The sequence below is a fragment of the Burkholderia sp. FERM BP-3421 genome (genome assembly GCF_028657905.1).
Taxonomy (GTDB): Bacteria; Pseudomonadota; Gammaproteobacteria; order Burkholderiales; family Burkholderiaceae; genus Burkholderia.
Map to the genome: position 1 here is coordinate 158,979 of NZ_CP117779.1, position 22,159 is coordinate 181,137.

20 protein-coding genes and 7 pseudogenes are annotated in these 22,159 nt (G+C 59.3%); 19 read left to right on the forward strand and 8 right to left on the reverse strand.

Annotated elements, in window-relative coordinates:
• The first annotated feature begins 130 nt into the window (after positions 1 to 130).
• The 7 genes from Bsp3421_RS00790 to Bsp3421_RS00820 are packed head-to-tail and all read left to right on the forward strand — an operon-like array spanning position 131 to position 2,971.
• A complete protein-coding gene (locus Bsp3421_RS00790; RefSeq protein WP_273994958.1) occupies positions 131 to 517 on the forward strand; it encodes a hypothetical protein in 387 nt (128 codons plus the stop codon).
• Between the two features lie 49 nt (positions 518 to 566).
• Positions 567 to 1,277 carry an adenylosuccinate synthase gene (locus tag Bsp3421_RS00795; RefSeq protein WP_273994959.1) on the forward strand — a complete coding sequence of 237 codons (711 nt, stop codon included), beginning with the start codon at positions 567 to 569 and terminating at the stop codon, positions 1,275 to 1,277.
• 36 nt (positions 1,278 to 1,313) lie between these two features.
• Entirely contained in the window at positions 1,314 to 1,520 is a 207-nt protein-coding gene (locus Bsp3421_RS00800) for a hypothetical protein (RefSeq protein WP_273994960.1), read from the forward strand.
• Between the two features lie 10 nt (positions 1,521 to 1,530).
• Positions 1,531 to 1,788, forward strand: a complete 258-nt coding sequence (locus tag Bsp3421_RS00805; RefSeq protein ID WP_273994962.1) for a hypothetical protein — start codon at positions 1,531 to 1,533, stop codon at positions 1,786 to 1,788.
• 9 nt (positions 1,789 to 1,797) lie between these two features.
• Positions 1,798 to 2,481, forward strand: a complete 684-nt coding sequence (locus Bsp3421_RS00810; protein ID WP_273994964.1) for a DUF4145 domain-containing protein — start codon at positions 1,798 to 1,800, stop codon at positions 2,479 to 2,481.
• A 24-nt stretch (positions 2,482 to 2,505) separates the two neighbouring features.
• On the forward strand, positions 2,506 to 2,706 hold the full coding sequence (locus tag Bsp3421_RS00815) for a hypothetical protein (protein WP_273994965.1): 201 nt from the start codon (positions 2,506 to 2,508) through the stop codon (positions 2,704 to 2,706).
• A gap of 19 nt (positions 2,707 to 2,725) precedes the next feature.
• Positions 2,726 to 2,971, forward strand: a complete 246-nt coding sequence (locus Bsp3421_RS00820; RefSeq protein ID WP_273994966.1) for a hypothetical protein — start codon at positions 2,726 to 2,728, stop codon at positions 2,969 to 2,971.
• Positions 2,972 to 3,006: 35 nt separating this feature from the next.
• Here Bsp3421_RS00820 and Bsp3421_RS00825 read toward each other — a convergent pair.
• Together Bsp3421_RS00825 and Bsp3421_RS00830 are read right to left on the reverse strand one after the other, a co-directional pair.
• Positions 3,007 to 4,136 (reverse strand): IS3 family transposase gene (locus tag Bsp3421_RS00825; protein ID WP_443111402.1). Its coding sequence is split into 2 segments (ribosomal slippage): positions 3,007 to 3,875 and positions 3,875 to 4,136, totalling 1,131 coding nucleotides; the frame shifts between segments, so codons are not numbered across the junction.
• 463 nt (positions 4,137 to 4,599) lie between these two features.
• Positions 4,600 to 5,502, reverse strand: a complete 903-nt coding sequence (locus tag Bsp3421_RS00830; RefSeq protein ID WP_273994969.1) for a LysR substrate-binding domain-containing protein — start codon at positions 5,500 to 5,502, stop codon at positions 4,600 to 4,602.
• A 141-nt stretch (positions 5,503 to 5,643) separates the two neighbouring features.
• On the opposite strand from Bsp3421_RS00830, the gene Bsp3421_RS00835 reads away from it, so the two are divergent.
• From Bsp3421_RS00835 to Bsp3421_RS00865, 7 genes and pseudogenes are all read left to right on the forward strand, one after another.
• Positions 5,644 to 5,865, forward strand: coding sequence for a tautomerase family protein (locus Bsp3421_RS00835; RefSeq protein ID WP_126282982.1), 222 nt, complete (start codon positions 5,644 to 5,646; stop codon positions 5,863 to 5,865).
• A 1-nt stretch (position 5,866) separates the two neighbouring features.
• Positions 5,867 to 6,673 (forward strand): 2-keto-4-pentenoate hydratase, encoded by an 807-nt coding sequence (locus Bsp3421_RS00840; RefSeq protein ID WP_273994971.1) that lies wholly within the window; start codon positions 5,867 to 5,869, stop codon positions 6,671 to 6,673.
• On the forward strand, positions 6,670 to 7,437 hold the full coding sequence (locus Bsp3421_RS00845; RefSeq protein WP_273994972.1) for a 2-keto-4-pentenoate hydratase: 768 nt from the start codon (positions 6,670 to 6,672) through the stop codon (positions 7,435 to 7,437). Before Bsp3421_RS00840 ends, Bsp3421_RS00845 begins: the two co-directional genes overlap by 4 nt.
• Before the next feature lie 40 nt (positions 7,438 to 7,477).
• Positions 7,478 to 8,452: an acetaldehyde dehydrogenase (acetylating) gene (locus tag Bsp3421_RS00850; RefSeq protein WP_273994973.1), complete on the forward strand. Its 975-nt coding sequence runs from the start codon at positions 7,478 to 7,480 to the stop codon at positions 8,450 to 8,452.
• Entirely contained in the window at positions 8,449 to 9,462 is a 1,014-nt protein-coding gene (gene dmpG, locus Bsp3421_RS00855; RefSeq protein WP_273994974.1) for a 4-hydroxy-2-oxovalerate aldolase, read from the forward strand. Before Bsp3421_RS00850 ends, dmpG begins: the two co-directional genes overlap by 4 nt.
• Positions 9,463 to 9,673: 211 nt before the next feature.
• A pseudogene (locus Bsp3421_RS00860) lies at positions 9,674 to 9,961 on the forward strand (transposase); the annotation flags it as partial.
• Positions 9,962 to 10,104: 143 nt separating this feature from the next.
• Complete coding sequence (locus Bsp3421_RS00865) at positions 10,105 to 11,484, forward strand: amino acid permease (protein WP_273994975.1); 1,380 nt, start codon at positions 10,105 to 10,107, stop codon at positions 11,482 to 11,484.
• Positions 11,485 to 11,551: 67 nt separating this feature from the next.
• On the opposite strand, the pseudogene Bsp3421_RS00870 reads toward Bsp3421_RS00865, so the two are convergent.
• A pseudogene (locus Bsp3421_RS00870) lies at positions 11,552 to 11,797 on the reverse strand (NnrU family protein); the annotation flags it as partial.
• Between the two features lie 85 nt (positions 11,798 to 11,882).
• On the opposite strand from Bsp3421_RS00870, the pseudogene Bsp3421_RS00875 reads away from it, so the two are divergent.
• The 5 genes and pseudogenes from Bsp3421_RS00875 to Bsp3421_RS00895 all read left to right on the forward strand — a co-directional run.
• Positions 11,883 to 12,164 (forward strand): annotated as a pseudogene (locus Bsp3421_RS00875) (ISKra4-like element ISBusp5 family transposase); the annotation flags it as partial.
• Positions 12,165 to 12,234: 70 nt separating this feature from the next.
• A protein-coding gene (locus tag Bsp3421_RS00880) for an IS3 family transposase (RefSeq protein ID WP_273994976.1) occupies positions 12,235 to 13,324 on the forward strand; the annotation gives its coding sequence in 2 pieces (ribosomal slippage) (positions 12,235 to 12,491 and positions 12,490 to 13,324; 1,092 coding nt in all).
• 574 nt (positions 13,325 to 13,898) lie between these two features.
• On the forward strand, positions 13,899 to 16,016 hold the full coding sequence (locus Bsp3421_RS00885) for a hypothetical protein (protein ID WP_273994977.1): 2,118 nt from the start codon (positions 13,899 to 13,901) through the stop codon (positions 16,014 to 16,016).
• Positions 16,017 to 16,144: 128 nt separating this feature from the next.
• Positions 16,145 to 16,489, forward strand: coding sequence for a hypothetical protein (locus Bsp3421_RS00890; protein WP_273994979.1), 345 nt, complete (start codon positions 16,145 to 16,147; stop codon positions 16,487 to 16,489).
• Between the two features lie 328 nt (positions 16,490 to 16,817).
• A pseudogene (locus Bsp3421_RS00895) lies at positions 16,818 to 17,036 on the forward strand (IS3 family transposase); the annotation flags it as partial.
• Between the two features lie 179 nt (positions 17,037 to 17,215).
• Here Bsp3421_RS00895 and Bsp3421_RS00900 read toward each other — a convergent pair.
• The 5 genes and pseudogenes from Bsp3421_RS00900 to Bsp3421_RS00920 all read right to left on the reverse strand — a co-directional run bounded on the left by Bsp3421_RS00900 (position 17,216) and on the right by Bsp3421_RS00920 (position 21,720).
• The gene (locus tag Bsp3421_RS00900) at positions 17,216 to 17,911 is read right to left on the reverse strand and encodes a competence protein CoiA (protein ID WP_273994981.1); all 696 of its coding nucleotides are present in this window, start codon (positions 17,909 to 17,911) and stop codon (positions 17,216 to 17,218) included.
• Between the two features lie 47 nt (positions 17,912 to 17,958).
• Positions 17,959 to 18,405, reverse strand: a pseudogene (locus Bsp3421_RS00905) (DNA adenine methylase); the annotation flags it as partial.
• 401 nt (positions 18,406 to 18,806) lie between these two features.
• A pseudogene (istB, locus tag Bsp3421_RS00910) lies at positions 18,807 to 19,313 on the reverse strand (IS21-like element ISBmu3 family helper ATPase IstB); the annotation flags it as partial.
• A 160-nt stretch (positions 19,314 to 19,473) separates the two neighbouring features.
• A pseudogene (locus Bsp3421_RS00915) lies at positions 19,474 to 21,100 on the reverse strand (S8 family peptidase).
• Between the two features lie 386 nt (positions 21,101 to 21,486).
• A complete protein-coding gene (locus Bsp3421_RS00920) occupies positions 21,487 to 21,720 on the reverse strand; it encodes a hypothetical protein (protein WP_273994982.1) in 234 nt (77 codons plus the stop codon).
• Positions 21,721 to 22,159: the final 439 nt, after the last annotated feature.

A 22,159-nucleotide genomic window follows, 5' to 3' on the forward strand; every position in this document is an offset into this window, starting at 1 on the left:
GTCATTGGCGCCTCGAAACAAAAACATGTCGATGGTTTCCGTTCGAGGGGCCAGGCGGGAAGTTTGTGTCGCGGGTTCGAGTCCCGCCGTCGCCCCACTCAATGCTCGGAAAACGCCAAAGGAACCGGCAATGACAAGCACAATCGCTTCTTCGCCCGCACTCAAATACGGCTGGGCCAGCCTCTGGCGGGCACACACTTCGTTGCCGCGCGAGATGGCGTCAGATGAGTTCACTGTCTTTGTTCGAGCGGTCGGCCGCGAGGAAGCTCACGCAGCGATGGGGCGCGTGATCCTGGCAATGTATCCGAACGCCGATCTGGAAAGTGCCTACTACAACCTGACGTCAGCGCGCGAACTGGTTGAGCAAGGTGTTTCCCCGCTGGAAAACGACCGTCTCTTTGAAACGGGTTGGCAGGGCAAATATGTGGAATGCTGGGTGGAAAAGCCGGTTTTCGCGGTGCCGGACGCTGCGGAATTGTTTTTGGCGTGGACGAGCGCCCGGCAAACCGGCTCGTGACGGAAAACGCCCGCGCTCGATGCGCGGGCCACACGGGGAAATATCTGATATGGCATTCACGCACCGCGAACTCTGCGACCTAGCCGTTAAGTGGCTTAAGTTGCCGCATTCGCGCAAGGGTCCGGGCTGCACGGTTGCCATGTCCGAGACCAAGGGAGACTTCAACGGCGAGAACCCGGATGCAATCGGATTTCGGGCCGGGGTGTATCGAGAATGCTCCGTCTTGATCGAGTGCAAGACTAGCCGAGCCGATTACCTTGCCGACGCCAAGAAGCTGCACCGAATCAACCCGAGTACAGGCATGGGCATGTATCGCTACTACATGGCACCCGAGGGCCTTCTGAGGCCCGATGAACTGCCGACCGCTTGGGGGTTGATCGAGATTACGGCTAGATGCCTGATACGGCCGCGTACAGGCCACGTTCTCATGCACTGGATGGACGACCCTGCGCCGTGGCATCACCAGCGCAACCACGGGGCGGAATGGACGCTTCTAGCCCGCATGTTGAACCGGGTAGGCGACGTGGAAGTTTTGCAGAACCGGCTGAAAGAGGCCACGAACACGAAGGCGCGGTTAGCGAAGTCGAACGACCTGATGCGCGAACAACTGGACGATATGGGGCGATCTCTGTTTCTGGCTCGCTCCCGACTCGAAGAAGCCGGGCTCGATACCGGGTTCGCAGCACCTAACAAGCGCGCACGACCAAAGTTGCCGAGAGTGGTGGCCGACGAATCGTGCGAAAGGAACGACCTGGCGTGAAGCCGGAAACATCACGGAAAACGTTGGGAGGTTGCCATGCTCGACTCTGATAGTTGGAAAGCGAAGGTCGTTGAAGAATCTATGACCTCCTGCCCGGCATGCGGCTCAACCAATGTGACAATGGGTGCTTGCGCGATTGGCAGCGTGACAGTGCATCAGGAATACACGTGCGAAGACTGCCAGTACGAGTTCACTGCGTTCTTTACGTTGGTGGGCTACTACACGGGCCATCCCGAAATTTGACGGAAAACTCATGTCGAATGAAATCAAGAACGTATTCCCCTGTGCCGAGTGGTTTTTTGTTTTCGGCCCTGCTACTCATCCCGAGGTGAAGCGGATCGCCGCTTGGGGACAACACCAAGATGGTCGTCTGATAGCTCTCCTTCCCGGTGACGCTGCAGAGCGTCCCGCGCTTGAAATCCCCCCGATTTTCGTGAAGGGTAAGTACAAGCATTGGGACGATCTGAGTGAAGCAGAGCGAGTGCACGCGAAACGCCTGAACGGTGTCTAGGAAAATTGAATGGCGACGATAAATCAAAATGGACATGTGCAGGCGCACTGCCCGACATGCAGCGGTGCGCTAACCTCGTTCCAGATCGGCGATCCTCAGCGTGGGCAATACGGGGAAGTTTTCCGGCAGCTGGAAGGCGGAGGCGTTGAGATCTACAGATTGGCGTGCTGTTCTGGCTGTGGAGCAGGCGCATTGATCACGCTGTTGAATGACGGACGGCACACGACGCTCGAGGATTTTTACCCCGAAGCGGAAGAGCGCCAAACTTTGCCTGCGGGCGTTCCGGACGGGATTGTCAATGAGTTTCGAGAAGGTGAAGAGTGTGCTGAGGCCGGCTGCTATCGGGCTGCCGCTGCATTGTTTCGATCTGTCCTCGACAAGACGCTGCGGGCTAACGGGTACAAACTTAAAAAGGGAACGCCCCTTGAGCAACAAATTGACTTGGCTGCTGACGATGGCGTGATAACAGCGTCACGACGTAAGCGTGCCCATGACGAAATCCGTACGCTCGGAAATGATGTTTTGCACGATGAATGGCGCAAGGTATCACCGGAAGAAGTGCAAACGGCCAAGAACTACGCGGCAAGGCTGCTGCATGACTTTTACGATGACCGCGAGACGGTACTCTCCGTGCTTCGTGCGAAGGGGCGTGTTTGTGATGACGACAAGCCCGTCGAGCGCGGTCTCGACTGACCACGGAAAACAGGAGCAGCAACGATGACGGTAGATGAATTGCGCAACGCGCTGGCGCAGCTCGACGGCAACATGAAGGTGTGTGTGGCCTACCCCGACACAGCCACCGGCCTCAATGAGTTCGAACACGAGACGTTTGACGTGCGCGCGAAAGGGGTGACGACATCGCTCGCTGGACAAGACGAACCGGTGTTCCGGCTTGAGGCGTGGGGCATCAGCACCTGAGCAGCAAGGAAAATACGTAATGGCAACGCAACAAATTTCTCTTTGGATGCAAATCGGTTCCGCTGTCTTCGGCCTCATAGCAGTAGCACTCTGGTTTTGGGCAGCGAAACCTAAAGCTCCCCCAGCGAACCTCGACGGCGGGGTGACAATGCAGAAATTTCTCGGTGAAGCTGGTAGCCGCAATATGTGGGCGGCAGGCACCACTGCAATCTCGGTTCTGTTCTCTGCCGCAAGCACCCTGCTCTCTATTATGAGCACCCACTGACCAAAGTTGATCCGCTTGGGTTTCCCGGACCAGATCTAGAGCGAGTTTTCCGGCGTTTCGGGTCTGGTTGAACCCGGCAAAGGCATCAGCTGACGGGCGAATTCAGCTGGTGCCAACTCTTTGAGAGCAGAGTGAGGACGGCTCTCGTTGTAATCCCGGCGCCAGGCCTCGACGATCGCTTTGGCTTCGCCCAACGTCTCGAACCAATGTAGGTTCAAGCACTCATCGCGGAATGATCCGTTAAACGTCTCGATGTGGCAATTGTCCGTCGGCTTGCCCGGTCGGCTGAAGTCGATTTTTGCTTGGTAGTGGTACGCCCACATATCGAGCAGGCGCCCGGAAAACTCGCTGCCGTTGTCGACAAACAGATGCCGCGGAGCGCCGCGCCGAGCGGCGATTCGGTTCAATGCGGATACCACGTGTTCGCCTTTCAAGCGTTGCCCCACTTCGATCGCCAACGCCTCCTTCGTGAACACATCCACGATCGTCAAAGTGCGAAATTTCGAGCCATCAGCAAGCTGGTCAGCCACAAAATCCATACTCCAAGCGTCGTTTGGCCTGACCGGAACGATCTTCGCCACGCGCGTCACCACCATCTTTCGTCGCTTCGGCAATTTCGAGCGCAACTGCAACTGCTCTTCGCAATACAACCGGTACGCCTGATTCCGACCCAACTGCCAGCCTTCCCGGCGCAGCAGTACATGGACGCGTCGATACCCGTAGCGCACACGCGTATAGGCGATCTCGCGCATACGTGAACGCAGTTCTGGGCGAGGGTCCTTGATGCTTTTGTAGTACTGAACGCTGCGCGGTTGCTTCACGAGCCGACAGGCCCGCCTCATCGTCAATCCGTAGTGGCTCACCACGTAATCCACCACGTCTCGTCTCAGCGCGGGCCGGGCCACTTTTTTGCAGCTACGTCTTGCAAGATGGCCTTGTCCAAGCTCAATTCGGCGACCAGCTTCTTCAGCCGCGCATTCTCGTCCTGCAACTGCTTGAGTTCGCGTACCTGATCAGACTGCATCCCGGCGTATTGCTTCTTCCACCGATAGAACGTCTGTTCCGAAATACCGACCTGCCGGATCACATCGGCCACCGGCATCCCCAGTTCGGCTTGCTTCAGCACTGCCACAATCTGTTCGATCGAAAAGCGTTTCCGTTTCATGACAAACGACCTCCTGGTTCAGGGTCAAGTTTGCCGCAAAACTCGCACTCGGATTGGTCCAGAATTCCTAAAGCGGATCAATCCGCTGCCTTCATACGCATCGCATCCACTTCGCGTGACGTGGGGCTGAGCCAGAATTCGCGCCCAGCTCTCGAGTTTTTCCATACCGACGGCATGCTCGAGCGCGCCGTGCAGTTGCCCCTCAATGTCGCGTACGGCCTGGACGACAAAGGGCTGCATGCGCCCGGATGCCGGCGTAAGCTGATCGGCACCCGCATCAGTCTTCCTTGCTTGTCCGGCCACCGAACAACCTGACAGTACCCGCCTAGTTGATGATCGCCGCGGGGAATCGAGGGCCGTGGTAGAGCGCTTTCGGTTTCATCGCATCATCTTACGCGACCACTCCCGCCAACGTGACAGTGCCGGAAGAATCTTCCGTCCGTCTATCCGTTTGCTGTAGCGATCAGGTGTGTCCTCCGGAATCAGCCCGGAACGCCCGGACAACCTCGAGAAAAGCCAATAGGATAGGAGTCGTATCTCCTACGCGGTAAAGGCAGCTCAGGTCGATGTAGCGCAGCCGATCGGAGTCTAGTGGTCGGTAGGTGAGACCTGGTAGCCTGAGGTTTGCTGCGGATGCGGTGGTGATGCAGATTCCAAAACGACTTGCGGCAAGACCGACGGCAGTTACTACGTCCTCAACTTCTTGCTCCGCAACGAGCGTCACGTTCTCGTCGGCAAATGCATCAGTGACGGCCTGTGCAAGTCCATAAAGCGACGCGTTCGGATAGAGAATCATCGGTTCACCTTCCAGGTCGCGGAGCCGCACAACATCGTTGTGCGCTAGCGGGTGATCTTCGTGTAGTGCGACGATGAACCGTTCTCGCAGAACCGTCTCCACTACGATGTCGTCTTCTGGCGGCACGTAACGATTAAAGCCAATCGTGATGCGGCGCTCACGGAGTGCTTCGATTTGATCTGCTTTCGACAAGTTGTGTAGACCAATTGTTACACCTGGTCTCGTCGTATGGAAGGTCGCGAGCAATTGCGGGATGACGTGCAGAATTCCAGACGTAAAAATCCCCACGTCTAGACGTCCTAATAGTCCTCGACCAGCGAGCTGGGTCTGCTCGGTCGCGAGTCGCGTGAGCGTGAGAATGTTCGGAACCTCAGCCAGGAGGGTGCGGCCCGCGTCGGTCAACTCGGCGCCTTTTGACGTTCGAACGAATAGTGCAGTGCCCAATTCATCTTCCAGTGCTCGAATGTGGCGCGTTAGCGGCGGCTGCGCCATATGCAGGCGTTGGGCCGCTCGTCCGAAATTTTGCTCTTCGGCAACTGCGAGGAAGTAGCGCATCTGCTTCAGGTCCATCGACGTCTCCCTCTTGATACTGAATCAGTATCGTAACTCAAAAAATGAGTATTGGACGGCCACCGATCGAGTTCGGCAACATGATGCCCACCAAGGTGCGAATCGAATCGTGAACACCTTCCAACCGAAACAGGATCGCTCATGCCTATCGTTCATATCTCCATCATCAAAGGCCGCAGTGAAGAGGCCGTCAACGCCTGTGTCAAGGCTGTCGCCCGCACTGTTCATGAAACACTTGGCGCGCCTCTTAACAGCATTCGTGTCTACGCCACGCAAGTGCCGGCTGCGCATTGGGCTGTCGGTGACCATACCAAGGACGAGCTCGACGCGTCGGCTGCGGTACGCGCAAGCGAGGAGCGTTGAGATGACTCCGACTGAAGTCAGCGAGGCTGCGCGCGCGCTGCGCGCGGCCGCAGCAACACATGAGTTCGTCGCGCCGCTGCGTGAGACTTACCTTGGGATGACCATCGACGACGCCTATGCTGTTCAACGCGAGAACACTGAGGCGCGGATCGCCGATGGGCGTCGCGCGATGGGCTGCAAGATCGGTCTGACATCGGTCGCAGTACAGCGCCAGCTTGGCGTCGATCAGCCGGATTTTGGCGTGCTTTTTGACGACATGGGGTACGGCGACGGGGAGCCGGTGCCGGCAAGTGTGCTCGCACAGGCCAAGGTCGAAGCTGAGATTGCCTTCGTGCTCGGCCGAGACATCGACGTGGAACACGCAGGAATCGTGGACGTCATTGCCGCCATCGACTATGCGCTTCCGGCGCTCGAAATTGTCGGTAGCCGCATTTCGAACTGGAACATCGGAATCGTTGACACCATCGCCGACAACGCATCATCGTCCGCTTTCGTACTTGGTAGTCGGCCCGTAAAACTTGACGCGTTTGACGTGCGCCTGTGCGGCATGGTGATCGAGCGACGAGGTGAGCCGGTTTCGGTTGGTGCGGGCGCAGCCTGCCTGGGACACCCGCTTAATGCCGTGATCTGGCTCGCGAGAACCATGGCACAACGGGGTACTCCGTTGCGCGCGGGGAGCGTGGTGTTGTCCGGGGCCCTCGGACCGATGGTGACCGCCACGCCAGGTGACGTATTCGATGCGCGAATCAACGGCCTTGGGTCTGTGCGCGGGGTGTTTGAACCCAATTCCGACGAGGTTTCACGATGAGCCAGATCGAATTCATCGCCGCGCATCTCGATGACGCGGCGCGCCATGCGCGGGAAGTCGAGCAGTTTGATCCGCGCGGAGAATGCCCGCTCGATGAGGCATACGAGATTCAGCGGGCGTCGATCGCGCGGCGTGTTGCGCGCGGCGACAAGCGCGTTGGCGTGAAGATGGGCTTTACGAGCCGGGCGAAGATGGTGCAGATGGGCCTGTCCGATGTGATCTGGGGCCGTCTTACCTCCGCCATGCAAGTCGAGGAAAACATGTCGATCGATATCGACTGCTACGTCCACCCTCGTGTCGAGCCCGAAATCGCTTTCATCCTCAAGCGCGAGCTCAACGGCGATGAAACGGGGCCTGCTGCCCTCGCGGCAGTGGAGGCGATCGCACCCGCGCTCGAGATCATCGATTCGCGGTATCAGAACTTCCGTTTCAGCTTGCCGGAAGTGATTGCCGACAACGCGTCGTCGAGCGGTTTTGTGATTGGCGGCTGGAGCAATCCGCAGACCGATTTTTCGAATCTCGGCCTGGCACTCAGTATCGACGGCCGTGCCGTGCAAGTGGGCTCGACGGCAGCGCTGCTTGGGAATCCGCTACGCTCGCTCGTGGCTGCCGCGCGGCTCTCGGCAGCTGCCGGCGAGCCACTTCAGGCTGGCGCGATCGTCATGGCGGGGGGCGCCACGTCGGCTGAGTGGCTGAAGCCGGGTCAACATGTGAGCGTGGAAATGGAGCGCCTCGGGCGAGCCGGCTTCTACGTAAACGGATAAGCGAAATCGATTGAGTTAGCGGGACGTGTTGGAGGAGCTAATGAGCGAAAAGGTAAAAGCAGCCATCATCGGGCCGGGGAACATCGGTACGGACTTGATGATCAAAATCATGCGCAATAGTCGTCACTTGGAAATGGGAGCCATGGTTGGCGTCGATCCCAAATCGGACGGCCTTGCTCGTGCCGCACGCCTGGGCGTGGCAACCACCGCAGAAGGTATCGAAGGCCTGCTTGCGCTCGATGTGTTCAAAGAGATTGACGTCGTGTTTGATGCCACTTCGGCGAGCGCGCATGCGCGTCACAACGAAATTCTGCAGCAACACGGAGTGCAGGTGATCGACCTGACGCCGGCGGCGGTCGGTCCGTACGTGATTCCGGCGATCAATCTCGAAGCAGAAAACGCCGCGAATATGAACATGGTGACGTGTGGAGGGCAGGCGACCATCCCCATTGTCGCGGCGGTCTCACGCGTAGCTAAGGTTCATTATGCGGAAATCGTCGCATCGATAAGCAGCAAGTCTGCCGGACCTGGTACGCGTGCAAATATTGACGAGTTCACGGAAACGACTCGCGCGGCTATCGAAAAGCTCGGTGGTGCAACTCGCGGTAAGGCCATCATCATTCTCAATCCGGCTGAGCCACCGCTGATCATGCGTGACACGGTGTTTGTCCTTTCGGATCTCGTCGATACGGCCGAAGTCGAGGCCAGCATCGAGCGCATGGTTGAAGCCGTCCAGCGCTATGTTCCGGGCTATCGATTGAAGCAGCAGGTGCAATTCGAGGTCGTTCCGGAGGACGCGCCGCTGAACGTTCAAGGCGTCGGACGTATCGCGGGACTCAAAACTTCCGTATTCCTCGAAGTGGAGGGCGCCGCGCACTATCTGCCAGTCTATGCCGGTAATCTCGACATCATGACTTCCGCCGCCCTCGCTTGCGGTGATCTCATGGCGCGGCGCCGCATGGAGACAGGCATTGCTCGAGGTTATGGCACACAGGCAACGGAGACTACAGCGTGAACGGCAAGCAACTCTATATCTCGGACGTGACGCTGCGCGACGGCAGTCACGCGATCCGGCATCAATACTCCATCGAAAATGTGCGGGCAATTGCCTCTGCACTTGATCGGGCAGGCGTACGCAGCATCGAGGTTGCACACGGCGACGGAATTGAAGGGTCAAGCTTCAACTACGGCTTTGGCGCACATTCTGACGTCGAATGGATCGCCGCCGCAGCGCAAAGTGTCGAGCGTGCGGAAATCGCGACGCTGCTTATCCCGGGGATCGGTACGATCCATGACCTACGTAACGCGTACGATGCAGGCGCGCGAATTGTGCGCGTTGCCACACACTGCACGGAGGCCGATGTCTCGCGACAGCATCTGGATTTTGCGCGCAACCTGGGGATGGACGCTGTTGGCTTTCTGATGATGAGCCATATGACCACGCCGCAAAAGCTCGCCGAACAGGCGCTTCTCATGGAGCGCTACGGTGCGACGTGTGTGTATGTCGTCGATTCGGGGGGCGCGCTCGGCATGAATGACGTTCGAGAACGTTTTCGGGCGTTCAAGGACGTGCTCAAGCCCGAAACACAAACGGGTATCCATGCGCATCATAATCTTTCGCTCGGCGTGGCAAATTCGATCGTCGCCGTGGAAGAGGGATGTGATCGCATCGACGCCAGTCTTGCGGGCATGGGTGCTGGCGCCGGCAACGCGCCCCTTGAAGTGTTTATCGCTGCCGCGGAGCGACTCGGCTGGAAGCACGGTTGCCATCTGTATGGCCTGATGGACGCCGCTGACGACCTGGTACGTCCGCTGCAGGATCGGCCGGTGCGCGTGGATCGCGAAACCCTTGCGCTTGGCTATGCTGGGGTCTATTCGAGCTTTCTTCGTCATGCGGAGCGTGCGGCGGAAAAGTACGGCCTGAAGACTGTCGACATTCTCGTCGAGCTGGGGCGCCGCAAGTTGGTGGGCGGCCAGGAGGACATGATTGTCGACGTCGCGCTCGATTTGCAGAGTGCGGACTAGAAGATAGATCACTTGTGAAGGTCGCTGCTCCTGAGGACTCACCTTCAGGAGCAGTGCTCTTATCGGTTTCAAGCCCTAAGGAAACACTGATTAATCCGGCTCGGTGGTCATCGCTGACGCAGCCGAGGGCGTTGTTGAAGATAGTTCACGGAACGAGCCCACGACGATGAAACGGCAAATGAGCTTTGCGGAAACGGAAAGCGTAGGCAAGAAGCGGGTGAAGTGGCGCGTGGCGGCTAAGTGAGGAAAGAGCAAGGCGATGCAGGACGGTGCGCTGAGGGATCTGATGATCGCGCTCGAGCGAACCAAGGCACAAATCCGCGCGCGGGTCGAACATCCGTTTCATGTCGTCAAGAACCTGTTCCGTCATCACAAGGTGCGCTACAAGGGGCTACTCAAGAACACGGCGCAACTGTTCAGTCTGTTTGCCTTAGCGAATCTCGTGATCGCGCGAAACCGGCTGCGGTCGATTCATGGGGGAAGTCCATCATACGTGTGAGAAATGCGAGAAATGAGGCGCGTCCTCGGGGCAAACCTCTCCGAATCGGCGAAACTTCGCTTCGGTGTCCGGCCATTCCGCACTGGCGTCGCCGACAACCTCGCGCAATCGCCTATTAATCAGTGCTTCCCTGGAGGTAGGAGATGCAGGACAACTCGTTGAGGCAAAGCCTCAAGCAACGGCACATCACGATGATCGCGCTTGGCGGCGTGATCGGCGCGGGCCTGTTCGTCGGCTCCGGCGCCATCATCGCGACCGCCGGCCCCGCGGCAATCCTGTCGTACCTGATCGGCGGCGTGATCGTCACGCTGGTCATGTTCATGCTCGGCGAAATGGCGTCGCGCAATCCCGACAGCGGCTCGTTCTCCACCTACGCGAGCAGCTATCTCGGCGAATGGGCTGGCTTCGCGGTCGGCTGGCTGTACTGGTTCAAGTCGATGATGACGATCACCGTCGAGGCGATCCTGCTCGGCGCGATCCTCCACGATTTCCTGCCGTGGCTGCCGATCTGGGGCGGTGCCCTGTTCATGCTCGTCACGCTGATCGCGAGCAACGCGTATTCGGTGCGCTCGTTCGGCGAAGCGGAATACTGGCTGTCGTTCGCGAAGGTCGCGACGATCATCGTGTTCATGGCGCTCGGCGCATCGATTCTGCTCGGCTTCCAGCCGCGCATTCCGGCGCCCGGGCTCGTGAACCTGACCGACCACGGCGGCTTCATGCCGAACGGCATCTCGCCCGTGCTCGCCGGCGTGATGGTCGTGATCTTCTCGCTCGGCGGCAGCGAAATCGCGGCCGTTGCGGCGGGCGAATCGGAAAACCCGAGCAAGAACGTGATCCGCGCGATCAAGAGCGTGATCGTGCGCGTGATGGTGTTCTACGTCGGCTCGGTGTCGAGCCTGATCCTGTGCATGCCGTGGACGGACAAGGCCAATCTGAAATCGCCGTACGTGTCGCTGTTCAGCATGGCGGGCTTCACGGGCGCGGCCGTCGCGATGAAGATCATGCTGTTCGTGTCGTTCATGTCGGTGATGAACTCGTTCCTGTTCTCGAACTCGCGCATGCTGTTCTCGCTCAGCCAGCGTGGCCACGCGCCCGCGATGTTCGGCCGTACCAACGCGAAGGGCGTGCCGATGAACGCGCTCGTGCTGTGCCTCGCGATCTGCGTGTCGATCCTTGGTATTCACTTCGTGAGCGGCGGCGATCTGTTCCTGATGCTCGCGAAGAGCAGTGGCGCGTTCGTGATGATCGTGTGGATCTTCATCATCGCGGCGCACTTCGCGATGCGCCGGCAGACGAAGCACGAACAACGCGACCCGGCGGCGTTCCGCGCGTGGTTCTATCCGGTGTCGAACTGGATCGCGCTGCTGGCGCTCGTCGCCGTGCTCGGCTCGCAGGCATTCAACCCGGATTCGCGCTTCCAGTTCTGGTTCACGGTATTGACGGCGCTCGCGATCGTCGCGGCGTATTTCCTGCGCCGCAAACCGGCGCAACTCGGCGATACGGCCGGCGTGAAGCTACGCTGACCGGCGCTCTCGGCGCGCGAGCGGTACGCTGACCGGGCGCCGCTTTGTCGCTTTATCGCTTGGCGGCTTAGCCGAACGGACGCACGCCGATCAGCCAGCCGTGCAGGAACAGCGCGAGGACGGCCCACACGACGAGCCCGGCCACGATCGCCACGACGTCGCCCGACAGCCTGCCCGCTGGATAGCGAACCCCTTCGCGGCGGTCACGTGCGCGCTACACGACGAAATCGACGAGCGACCAGACGAAGAAGGTGCCGAACAACACGACGACGTGCAGCGTGCCATTCGCGAGCAGGTGCGCGATCGCCCATACTGTTGAAGGAAGTCGTTAAAAAGCCTGGGAAGTGATCGCACAATGAGGTATGGTTTTCCTTCCTGTCTATGAGACGGAGGGAGCCATGCGATGCACGGTCACTCTGGAGTTCGACGATGGCGATGGGACTGAGACCCGGCGCGTAGAAGTAATCCGACTTCACCGGACAACCAGTGATCCGACATTCGGAGACGTCGGGCTGTCCCTCGCTGAAGGGAAGTCGCTGATCAATAGTATCCAGCAGGAATTTGTTGTCGAGCAAATCACATGCTTCTGCACTTCGCACAGGGCATGTCGGGCGTGTGGTGTACCTCGCCGCCTCCACGATAGCCACAGCTCTGAACTGAAGACCACGCTCGGGAAGGTGTGACCTGGGACGTTTCTTGTAGCCATTTGGCAAGTGAGTTCTCTTTTATCCTAGAGGCAAGGAGAACTCGATGAAGAAGCGATTTACCGACGAGCAAATCATCCGGATTTTGCGCGAGGCCGAAAGCCGGGACGAACCGGTGAAGGATCTGTGCAAGCGCCACAACATCTCGGAACAGACGTTCTATCGTTGGCGCAACAAGTTCGGTGGTATGGATGTGGCCGACGCCCGCCGGCTCAAGGATCTGGAATCGGAGAACGATCGGCTCAAGTGCCTGATCGCCGAGCAGATGCTGGTGATCGACGGTCTGAAGGAATTCAGCCGAAAAAATGAGTACCCCAACGGGCCGGCGCGAAGCGCTGGAAGTCCTGACTCGGCGGGGTCTCTCGCAACGCAAGGCATGTTGCTATCTGGGGCTGAGTCGCCGGGTGGCTACCTATACGCTCAAGCAACCGGAGAAGGATCGGAGCCTGGGCGAGCAACTGATGGCGGCCGCGCAGGAAGTGCCGCGCTTCGGCTACCGGCGGATGTCGGCCTGGCTGGCGATGGGCGAATCGCGCGTGCGGCGAATGTGGCGAGCCTTGCTACTCAACATTCCTCGGCGGCGTCCGCGCCGTCGTCGTTGTGGCAACGACATTCGCCTGCCCGGTGCGACACAACCCAATTCGGTATGGAGCTATGACTTTGTGCACGACCAGTTGGTGGACGGGCGGGCGTTGAAGATGCTCTGCGTGATCGATGAATACACCCGCGAGTGCCTTGCGATCGAAGTCGGCGCCAGCTTGCGGTCGCAGGATGTGATCTTGACGCTGTCGCGACTGATGCGGCTGTACGGCAAGCCCGCGTTCGTTCGGTCTGACAACGGCGCTGAATTTACCGCTGCCAAGGTCATGCGCTGGCTGCGAGACGCTGCAATCGGTCCGGCCTTCATCGCGCCAGGCAGTCCGTGGCAAAACGGGTTCGTCGAGAGCTTCAACGGCAAGTTGCGTGACGAATTGCTGAACCGGGAATGGTTCCGCAGCCGTGCCGAGGCCAACGAACGCTGGCGGCAGTTCTACAACGAGCGCCGGCCCCATAGCGCGCATCGCGATCAACCTCCGGCCACGGTCCGTCGAGCCTGGTTGGATTCCGATAATATCGACACGAGACTCACTGCCTGATTGGTCACAAAATTCAGCCTCAGGTCAGACACGGCGGTGCGCAAGTTGAATGAGAGGGCGACGAAAGCCGTTCTTGACGCACGGTCGCATCGCGACGAAAGAATTTGGCAGAGCAGCACAGCGAACCAGTGGCTCGATATGTTGGTAATCCCACTACCATGTTCTAAGCTAGCAATCGGAACTGATTTACATGCCTCGCCAGGCTGTCGTTCTGAAATGCGTTCTTGTCATGGACCATGCCGAATGTCGGCGTGCAAGATAATCGGAGATCGACGACTTCCCTCTCGACAGCATGTGAATTGCGTGAGATGGCTCATGCTATGAAGCAACATGGAGTTTGTAATATTGTAGCTGATTGAGGATAAATAGTAAGTACTACTGGAATATAACAAATTCGCTCATGAGGATAGCAAACCCGGCCGATTTCTCAATGAGATCATTTTAAGAAGTTGAATCGGAAGAAGCTGGTTCGCAACGCGAGTCAGCACAGTTGGAGCGGTTCGGGATTTTTTCGTTCGCTGCCGCGCATGAAAGTGCGTCAGTCTCCCCGTTGATCCGTTAGAGAGATTCGATCATGTCGACCACCTCCGTCACGCTATCCGGTAAAGTTATCAATCTTTCCAAGTCCGACGCCGAACGCTTGTCTGCCTTCGTTGTTCGCTGCGGAATCCTTGTTGCGAACGCCCCGCTTCGGGCGGACGGTACGTTTCGTCTAGACGTTTCCCGCAAAGAAATCGAGTCCGACAGCGCCTACGGTCTCACCGCGATCATCGCGCCAACCGCTGCGGCCGCGCATCTCGATCACTTGTCAAACATTCCCACGCACGCGTTGAAGCGTGAGGAACTGAAGTCGAGCCAGGGCGAAATGCGCCTGCCTGAGTTCAGGATTGCCGACGAGACCCTTAAAATTTGGTGGCTCTGGTGCCGCTGGTATTGTGTCAGCGGCACCGTGGTTGGGCCGGACGGCTGTGCGGTGCCAGGTACCGATGTCACTGTCTATACCGTCAGTTACGGCCCGTCAGGCTATGTCAAAACACCGAGAGCCACCGTGGCGACGGCAGCCAACGGCAGCTTCACCGCATGCTTCGAGTGGTGTTCGTGCAGCTTCTGCTTTCCTTGTTGGGCCTGTTGGCCAACCTGGTGGCACTGCTGGCCCTGGTGGTGGGAGCGCGACATCTTGCACGTCATCGCCGCGCTGGAAAAGATCCCGGTACCCGGGCTGCCGTCGGCCGCGACGGCAGCGAGTCAGCCCATGCTAATCCGCCCGGACGCGAAGAACTTGGTCAGAGGTCAGGGCTTCCTGACGAACAGTGCCGATGCCATCGGACCCGACCCGGCGCGTACCGCATTGATCGCTCGCAAACTGCAGGATTCGCGGCTGCGGGCGATTTTCCCGTGGTGGTGGTGGTGCTGCGACGATCCCAATCTGCTGTTCAGCGCGTCGCAAGGTGGCACGGTCATCGTCAACGAAAATCCCGCGCTCGATACGCGTTGGTGTTTCGAGGACGGCGGCGTCGTCACCTTGGTTGGGAACTCACAGAGCGCGACCCTTTGCAATCAAAAGTGCCCGCCCGAGTCGGGCTTCGTCTGGACCTCGGTGGGAACGATCGAGGTGGGCCTCATCGAAGACGGATACGCTATCAGCGCGACGTCCGGCACTGACGCCACCGACATGGCTTTCTTCAGCGGACTCGACTTGTTCGGCGCATTTGCCCCGAGTTCCGACGTCGCCTACTATCAGGTGCTGGCGGGACAATGGACGGGCGACCCCGCGCGTGGGGGCACGGCCCCGGCCGGTAGCGGTAGCCTCGTCACACTCGACCTGTATCGAACGGCTTTCATCGAAGATGCTTCTCACGTGCTACTGCCGCCGGTCAGCGTGAAGATGGGACCGTTCAGTCAAAACGGCCAGAGTGGGCTCTATGCGACGGAATCCGAGCGCGCGACAGGCCCGACGCCTCCGGGCCTGAATCCCGTTCCAATTCCGGCCGGTGGCCAGGTCATTGGTTGGGCGGATCAGGGCATGATGGTCTCGACCAACGATTCGTCGACGCTCATCGGTGGCGCATTGACCGGCGCGGTGAGTCTTACCGTCGTCGGTTACGATGCCACCGTCACTCCGGTTGTGCTGACGCCGGACAATCCGCTGACGCTCACGATCGACAACACGCCGCTGACCACCGATACGATCTCGCTTACGGCTTACCGTGCGGACGGCACGCCAGCTCTGTTGGTCGGGACGGGGGAATGCCCAGCCTACGATGTCGGACCGGGCGGATACGTCCAGATCAACGTCACCGTGACCGACGCGATGGGGCACCTGTACGAATACTACGTGGACGCCGAGTACGGCTCCGGAAGCACGTCGATCGTCAGCCCCGGTACACGCGGTTATATCAACGATCCGTTGTCGCGACCCGCGCCGGCTGGCATCCGCGGTATGGGAGATCCGGATTACGGCTACAAGGCTTGGATTGGCGGGACCGACACGCTGTATTTCCCGTGCGGGCCGGGTGGCACGAGTTGCGCCACCTCTCCGGCAAATGGCCTGCCATTCGGGCTCGCCAATGAGCCGCCCGATTGCTGTTACGAGTTCCGTATCTGGCTCGGTAAGCGGGTCACCAACGGTTACGATGGCCCTACGATAGGTGCGGGAGAGTTCCAGACCGTCAGTTTGAAGTTCTCGAGCTAGCCAGTCGCATGATGTGCCGACGAACCCGGTGTAACAAGCCGGGTTCGCCTCTCTCATTGCTAATGAGGTATCACGACTCGGCGATTCATCAACGATGCAATGGTGCCTATCCCACGGGAGTCAGTACAGTGATGCGCTTCTATTGGTTCGTTCTGGGAAGCCTGACGGTCTGGCGAATCAGCCACCTGTTGACATCGGAAGACGGGCCACGAAATATCTTCGCTGCCGTTAGAACTGGTTTGGCGAATCGCTTCCATACCAATGTGATGGACTGCCTATATTGCACAAGCATGTGGGTTGCGGTGCCGCTGGCATGGTTGATAGGCGTATCGGCGACGGAACATCTTCTTCTGTGGCCTGCGTTGTCCGCCGCGGCGATCGTCATTGAGCATGTCGTGCATCGGGACATACGATCGCCGGCTGCGTACTTCCATGAGGATGAGGAGGAGCACGATGTGTTGCGGCAGAAGTAGGATCGCCACTCAGTTGGGCCTCGCGAATCGCGCTTCATCGGCCGGTATGCCGACGGCAAACGGCGAATTGCAGCATCCAACCTTCGAGTATGTCGGCAAGACGGCTTTGACCGTTATCGGCGCCATCTCCGGTATACGCTACCGGTTCGATCGGCCAGGTGCGCGCGTTCGAATTGATTGCCGAGATCAGCTCTCGCTTGAACGGGTACCCGTATTGAGGCGAGTGGGTTGATTGAACGGAGAATTTTTAGGCTCTGTTCACATTCTCATCAGCGGCCCAAAGGCATAGGCAAGCGTAGCGAAGCCGAGATAGTTGGCCGCTATGGAAGCTGGCTTGCAGGCGCCACGCGAACGTCCACGTCGGCGCGTATCCGTGCATCGGCCCCGCCCCCAGCCAGCGACATCTGCTCGGCATGTCTGGGCGTATGACTTCGTGTTCGACGCGTGCGCCAACGGGCAACAGTTGAAGTGTTTGACGGTGATCGACGAATACACGCGCGAATGCCTAGCGATTGACGTGGCAGGTTCGATTCGATCAGGGCGGGTGCACACAACATCGTACAGGTGCGTGTGGCCCTCCTGAATCAGGAACTCCTCGATCTCTCCAAGCACTAGTTGTAGCGTCGCGAGCGTTTTGGCACTGTTTCGCGCCGCGTTTGTCACACGGCGCGATGCCGGATTCGCGTGGTTTTTGGCACGACCGCGCGTTAATAGCCCGTATAGGAATTAACGAAGCCGGACGAGCGGTGCGGGAAGATCAGGACCGTTCGCCAGCATGCGGAATGCCGCCCCCGACACGCAATCTTCAACAAAGCTGTCTCGCGCAACCGGTCCAACCACGCCCGCCTTCTCTTTTGGGTCGAAGCTGATCAGCCGCCAGATCACGTCTTCGCCGAAGTCCAAATAAACGTTCGCCTTGGCCTCGCCCCAGTTCCTCAGAAGCTGCCCGCGTCCCCACCAGCGGACGGCGTACGCCGCTGGATCGGCCTGAATAGGGCCGCTCAGACCCATCCGGAAATAGCTGAGGTCTAGTTCCCCGCGCAGACCGTCGACGATCCATACCATTTCCGCATAGAAGTCCTCTCGGGACTTCATTTCGGCGGGCGGCATCGGGGAGTGCTGGAACTCCAGCACTAAGCCGTGAGGGGTCTTCACATCCGCTATGTGAATTTCCCCCGACTGAGCGTTGTGATCGACCACTTCCTGCCACTCTCGCGGAAACTTGTCTTTCCAGTCGCGATGCCATTGTGTTTCGGACTCGTACCATGGGTCACATGGCTTCTTTCCCTTATGAGCCCAGTGCCAAACTTTGACCCGTCCGCACTTGGCCACCATCGGACTGGAACAAAGCGGGTTAACGCAAGTTCCTTTCAAGCCGGGAGCCGCTTCCTTCTTCTCGCCTGAGACGAATGCGAACCGCATGCTGGTTCTCCTGTGTTGTACCAGCGAAAGTGTATCCGCCATAAGGATCAGAACAGTTGACCTAGGGGTGCCGGCTCCCAATTCGTGATCACCAGCTCGCGACTCGTCGACGGGCCGCCGTTCGCGTTGCCCACGCTGTACTTAATCGACAGATCGAGCATCGGAAACCCATCGAACGCGTGCCGGATGTCCTCATGGTCGTTGATGCTCACCATCACCTTTCCCTTGGCTGACCGCATAAATGCTGCCATGCGCTCGCATTCCTCGAACGGAAACGGCACGCCGTAGCCTTCGGTCTTCCAGTACGGCGGATCGCAGTAGAAAGACGTGTGCGGCCGATCGTACCGGGACATGCACTCGTGCCACGGCAGGTTGTCGACGTGTGCACCGGCCAGGCGCAGGTGCGCGGCAGACAGGCTTTCCTCGATCCGCAGCAGGTTGACCGAAGGCGCAGTGGTTGGGCGCGCCGCATTTCCGGCATCCTCGCCGCAGACGACTTCCATGCACAGGGCATCGTTCGATGAATCGCCATTGAAACCACGCCGCGCGGAAACCCAGCTCGAGACACGCGGGGCAATAACGCAATTCGGTCGCCGCCCATACCAGTGTCGGGTCGCCGTTGAAAAGACAGAATCCGTCACGTGTGGACGTTTCAGGAATCTCAAGAATGCGGGCGAGCCTGGCGGGCTCAAACCGGTCGGCCCGTCGAACGTCTACGCCTGTAGAAAATGCTTCGCCAGCCCGGACCGCAACGAGGCCTGCCAGGGCGTGTAGCGACAGCCTGCGGATTTCGGTGATGGTGATCAGCCGTTCCGGCGAACGTGATCAGTCTGGAAGGTGGTGTTGCGCGGTCAACGGATTATAGCGAAGGTGATCACGATCAGGATGCGGAGGACTACTTGGCGTTGGTCTTTCGCATCGATTCGCCCTTCAACGGTAGCTTGTGGGCCTGATGGACGAGCCGATCGAGAATCGCGTCGGCGAGCGTCGGGTCCTGCAGCCACGCATGCCAGTGTTCGAGCGGTAGCTGGCTGGTAATGATCGTGGATCGCGTGCCGACGCGATCGTCGAGCACTTCGAGCAGGTCGTTTCGGGCACTCTGATCGAGGTCCTGCAGGCCCCAGTCGTCGAGCAGGAGGACGTCCATCTTGGCGAGCTGCGCGAGCCGCCGCGTGAAGCTGCCGTCGCCGTGGACGATCTTCAATTCCTCGAACAGCCGCGCGACGCGGACGTACATCACGGAGAAGCCCTGTCGGCAGGCCTGCTGACCAAACGCGCAGGCGATCCATGTCTTACCCGCGCCGGTCGGCCCCGTCAGGATGAGGTTTTGTGCATTGCGGATCCAGTCGCAACCAGCGAGTGCGGCAACGACGCTTTTGTCGATACCGCGGCTCTGCCGGTACCGATCAGCAGCATCGCGGAGTCAGCGGTGAATCAGACCGTCAGCCATCACATGGCGAAAACGATGCACCCGAACTCTATAAGGAAGCCTGATTAGATCGACCTCCCCAAGTTTTGCACGCCCTCGTCTATGGGAGGCAGCATCCCAATGTGTTTCCGGTTCATTTGGTCGAGCTCACTGCAGCGGCCGCGTCAAGGATCCCGGCCCCGGCCGGCAACGCAGAACACGATGTGGTCGCTGCTACCGGTGACTGGCGTGCAGTCGCCGTGAGCGTCTGCGCGATCTGGACGGGAGTCAAGTTCGGGTTTATCGACAGCATAAGCGAGATCACGCCCGCCACCTGCGGCGCGGCGAGGCTCGTGCCGCTGTCGGTCGCATAGGTGTCCGCCACCGGTGTGGTGGTGCCCGTGTTCGAGGTCGACAGGATGACCGAGCCCGGCGCGCTCAGGGCGATATCCGAACCGAAGTTGCTGTACCACGCCCGACGGCCGGTGTTGTCGGTCGCGGCGACCGCGACGACGCCGTTGCAATTTGCGGGGCTATCTTGCGAGGTAGACAGTTGGTTGTTGCCGGCCGCGACCACGACGCTCACGCCGACCGCATTGACGTCGTTGATCGCCTGCTGGAAGGTGGCGCTGCACGGCCCGGTGCCGCCGAGGCTCAGGTTGATGACCTTGGCCGGATGCGTGTTGTTCGGCACGCCGGCGACCGGGATTCCGGCCGCCCAGCGCATGGCGTCTACGATGTCGCTGGTGGTGCCGCCGCACTTGCCGAGCACGCGCACCGGCAGGATCTGGCTATTCCAGTTCACGCCCGCGATGCCGATGCCGTTGTTGGCCGACGCGCCGATGATGCCGGCCACCTTGGTGCCGTGCCAGCTGCTGTTGTTCGGCGCCGATTCGCAGTTGTAGAACGGGCCGGTCGAATCGTTGATTTCGGCCTGCGTGACCCAGTCGCCCGGATCGGTGGCGTCCGGGCCGCGGCTCTGGCCGTTGTTGCTGGTTGCGACGCTCGTGATGAAACTGTAGCCGGGCAGCAGGTTCGGCGTGATGTCCGGATGCGGGCGGTAGCCGGTGTCGAGCACGGCCGTCACGAGGCCGGGCGCGCCCGTGGTCAGGCTCCAGGCATTTGGCATGTCGATGCCGACGGATGGATCGGTCAGATTCCATTGTTGCGAGAACAACGGATCGGTCGGCACGGTTCGCGCGAACATGTGGCGATCCGGTTCCGCGTAGGCGACGTCGGGGTCGGCCGCGAAGGCTTGCGCCAGCGAGGCGGCATCGGTCACGACCGTATTCCGGCCGAGCGATAACAGCACTGCGCCTCCCGACAGCGTACGTTCGATTTGCACGACGGGCTGCGCGGTGTTTATGGCACCGGTGGCCGCCTGGCTGCCTTGAGCGCCTGCGGTATTCCACAGTGTCGTCACGCGCTGGATCACCGCGTCGACGTGGTTCGAATCGTTGGTCTCGGCCATGATGCTTGCGCCAGACGGGGGGGGGAGCCTCGCTTGCCTTCATCATGACGATCAGGTGATCGACTGGCGCGTCCTGCATCGCACTGCCGGATGCCGACGAGCTTGACGCGGACGATGGAGCCTGGCTCACCGCGCAGGATGCGTTCGAACTCGACGAGCCGTTCGGCGCGGGCGTGGGCGTGGGCCCGGAGGCCGGAGTTGGACTACCGCCACCATCGCCGCCGCCGCAGCCCACGAGCGCAATGAGTAGGGACGCGGAAAGGATTCCAGTGAGAATGCGTGCCCGATCAATTCGAGCATCTACGCCCACGTGCAACGGCTGTCGCTTGCTTATACAACTCCACCGTTTCGAGGAATTCGTGAGCAATCTTGTCCAGAATCCTGAATTGTATACTTCAATCGCGGCCACAATCTTATGCGATGGCACCTCGCGCTGCCCCAGTGCGGCATTAAATTCATAATCACGAAGCATCGCGCATAACTCGCCGACGCGTTGGGCGAGCAACGTGGGGTAACCCAATGTATACATTATTATCTCCGCTATTTCCGCTTAGCCGGCGTCGTCGAACGTTTGCTCTTAATGCCAGTGCAGCATTGCGAGACTTCCGACGCATCGACGGATGCGCCGACCGCGCTGTGAACCAGTCCTGAATCGGCGTCAACGCCGATGTGTGCTTTCATGTAACGAGTTACTTGCTATTTTTCGTCGGTTGACACATTTCCCGGTCGATGAATATATATGGACTGCTTAACAATTTTGAAAATTCCATGGTCGTAGCATCTAGAAAAATATCTTCCTTCATCATCAACTTTCGTCCGCACAGCAAAATGCCGATTTCGTCGGACAGTTTGCGGATCAAGTAGCGGGCGCCGGAACTTCAGCAGCGTGGGCGCATCCGGCACATCCTCAATGGCAAGATCGATTCCCATGAAGATCCGCTTGCGATGCTGTCAAACAGTGTCTTGTCAGTTCTGCATTGGGCGGGATGTGCGGCTCTCGAAGCATCCGTTTCGGGCCGACCGGAGGCCGGCTACGCTGCTCCTTCGAGAAGTGTGGCTCGACAGCACTCAGCAACCTCGATCACAGCCTCAGCTTCTTCAGTTCGTCGAGGATGCTCTGGCACCTAGTCGCTTGCTTCTCGTCCACGCTTCCGGCTTCTGCAAAGCCGATCGCTGTCTCATCCCTATGGGTTCGGTCCATGGACATCCTGTGGCAACGCTGTCCACTTAGTCTGCTATGACCGATGAGCCTAGTAAATCAGCGCGTCCATAGGAGGTATCTCACCACGACGGGCACATAGTCAGACTTATTCCATTGACCGATGATCAGACAAGTGAAAAAAATGTCAGATACATAATCTTAATGCTA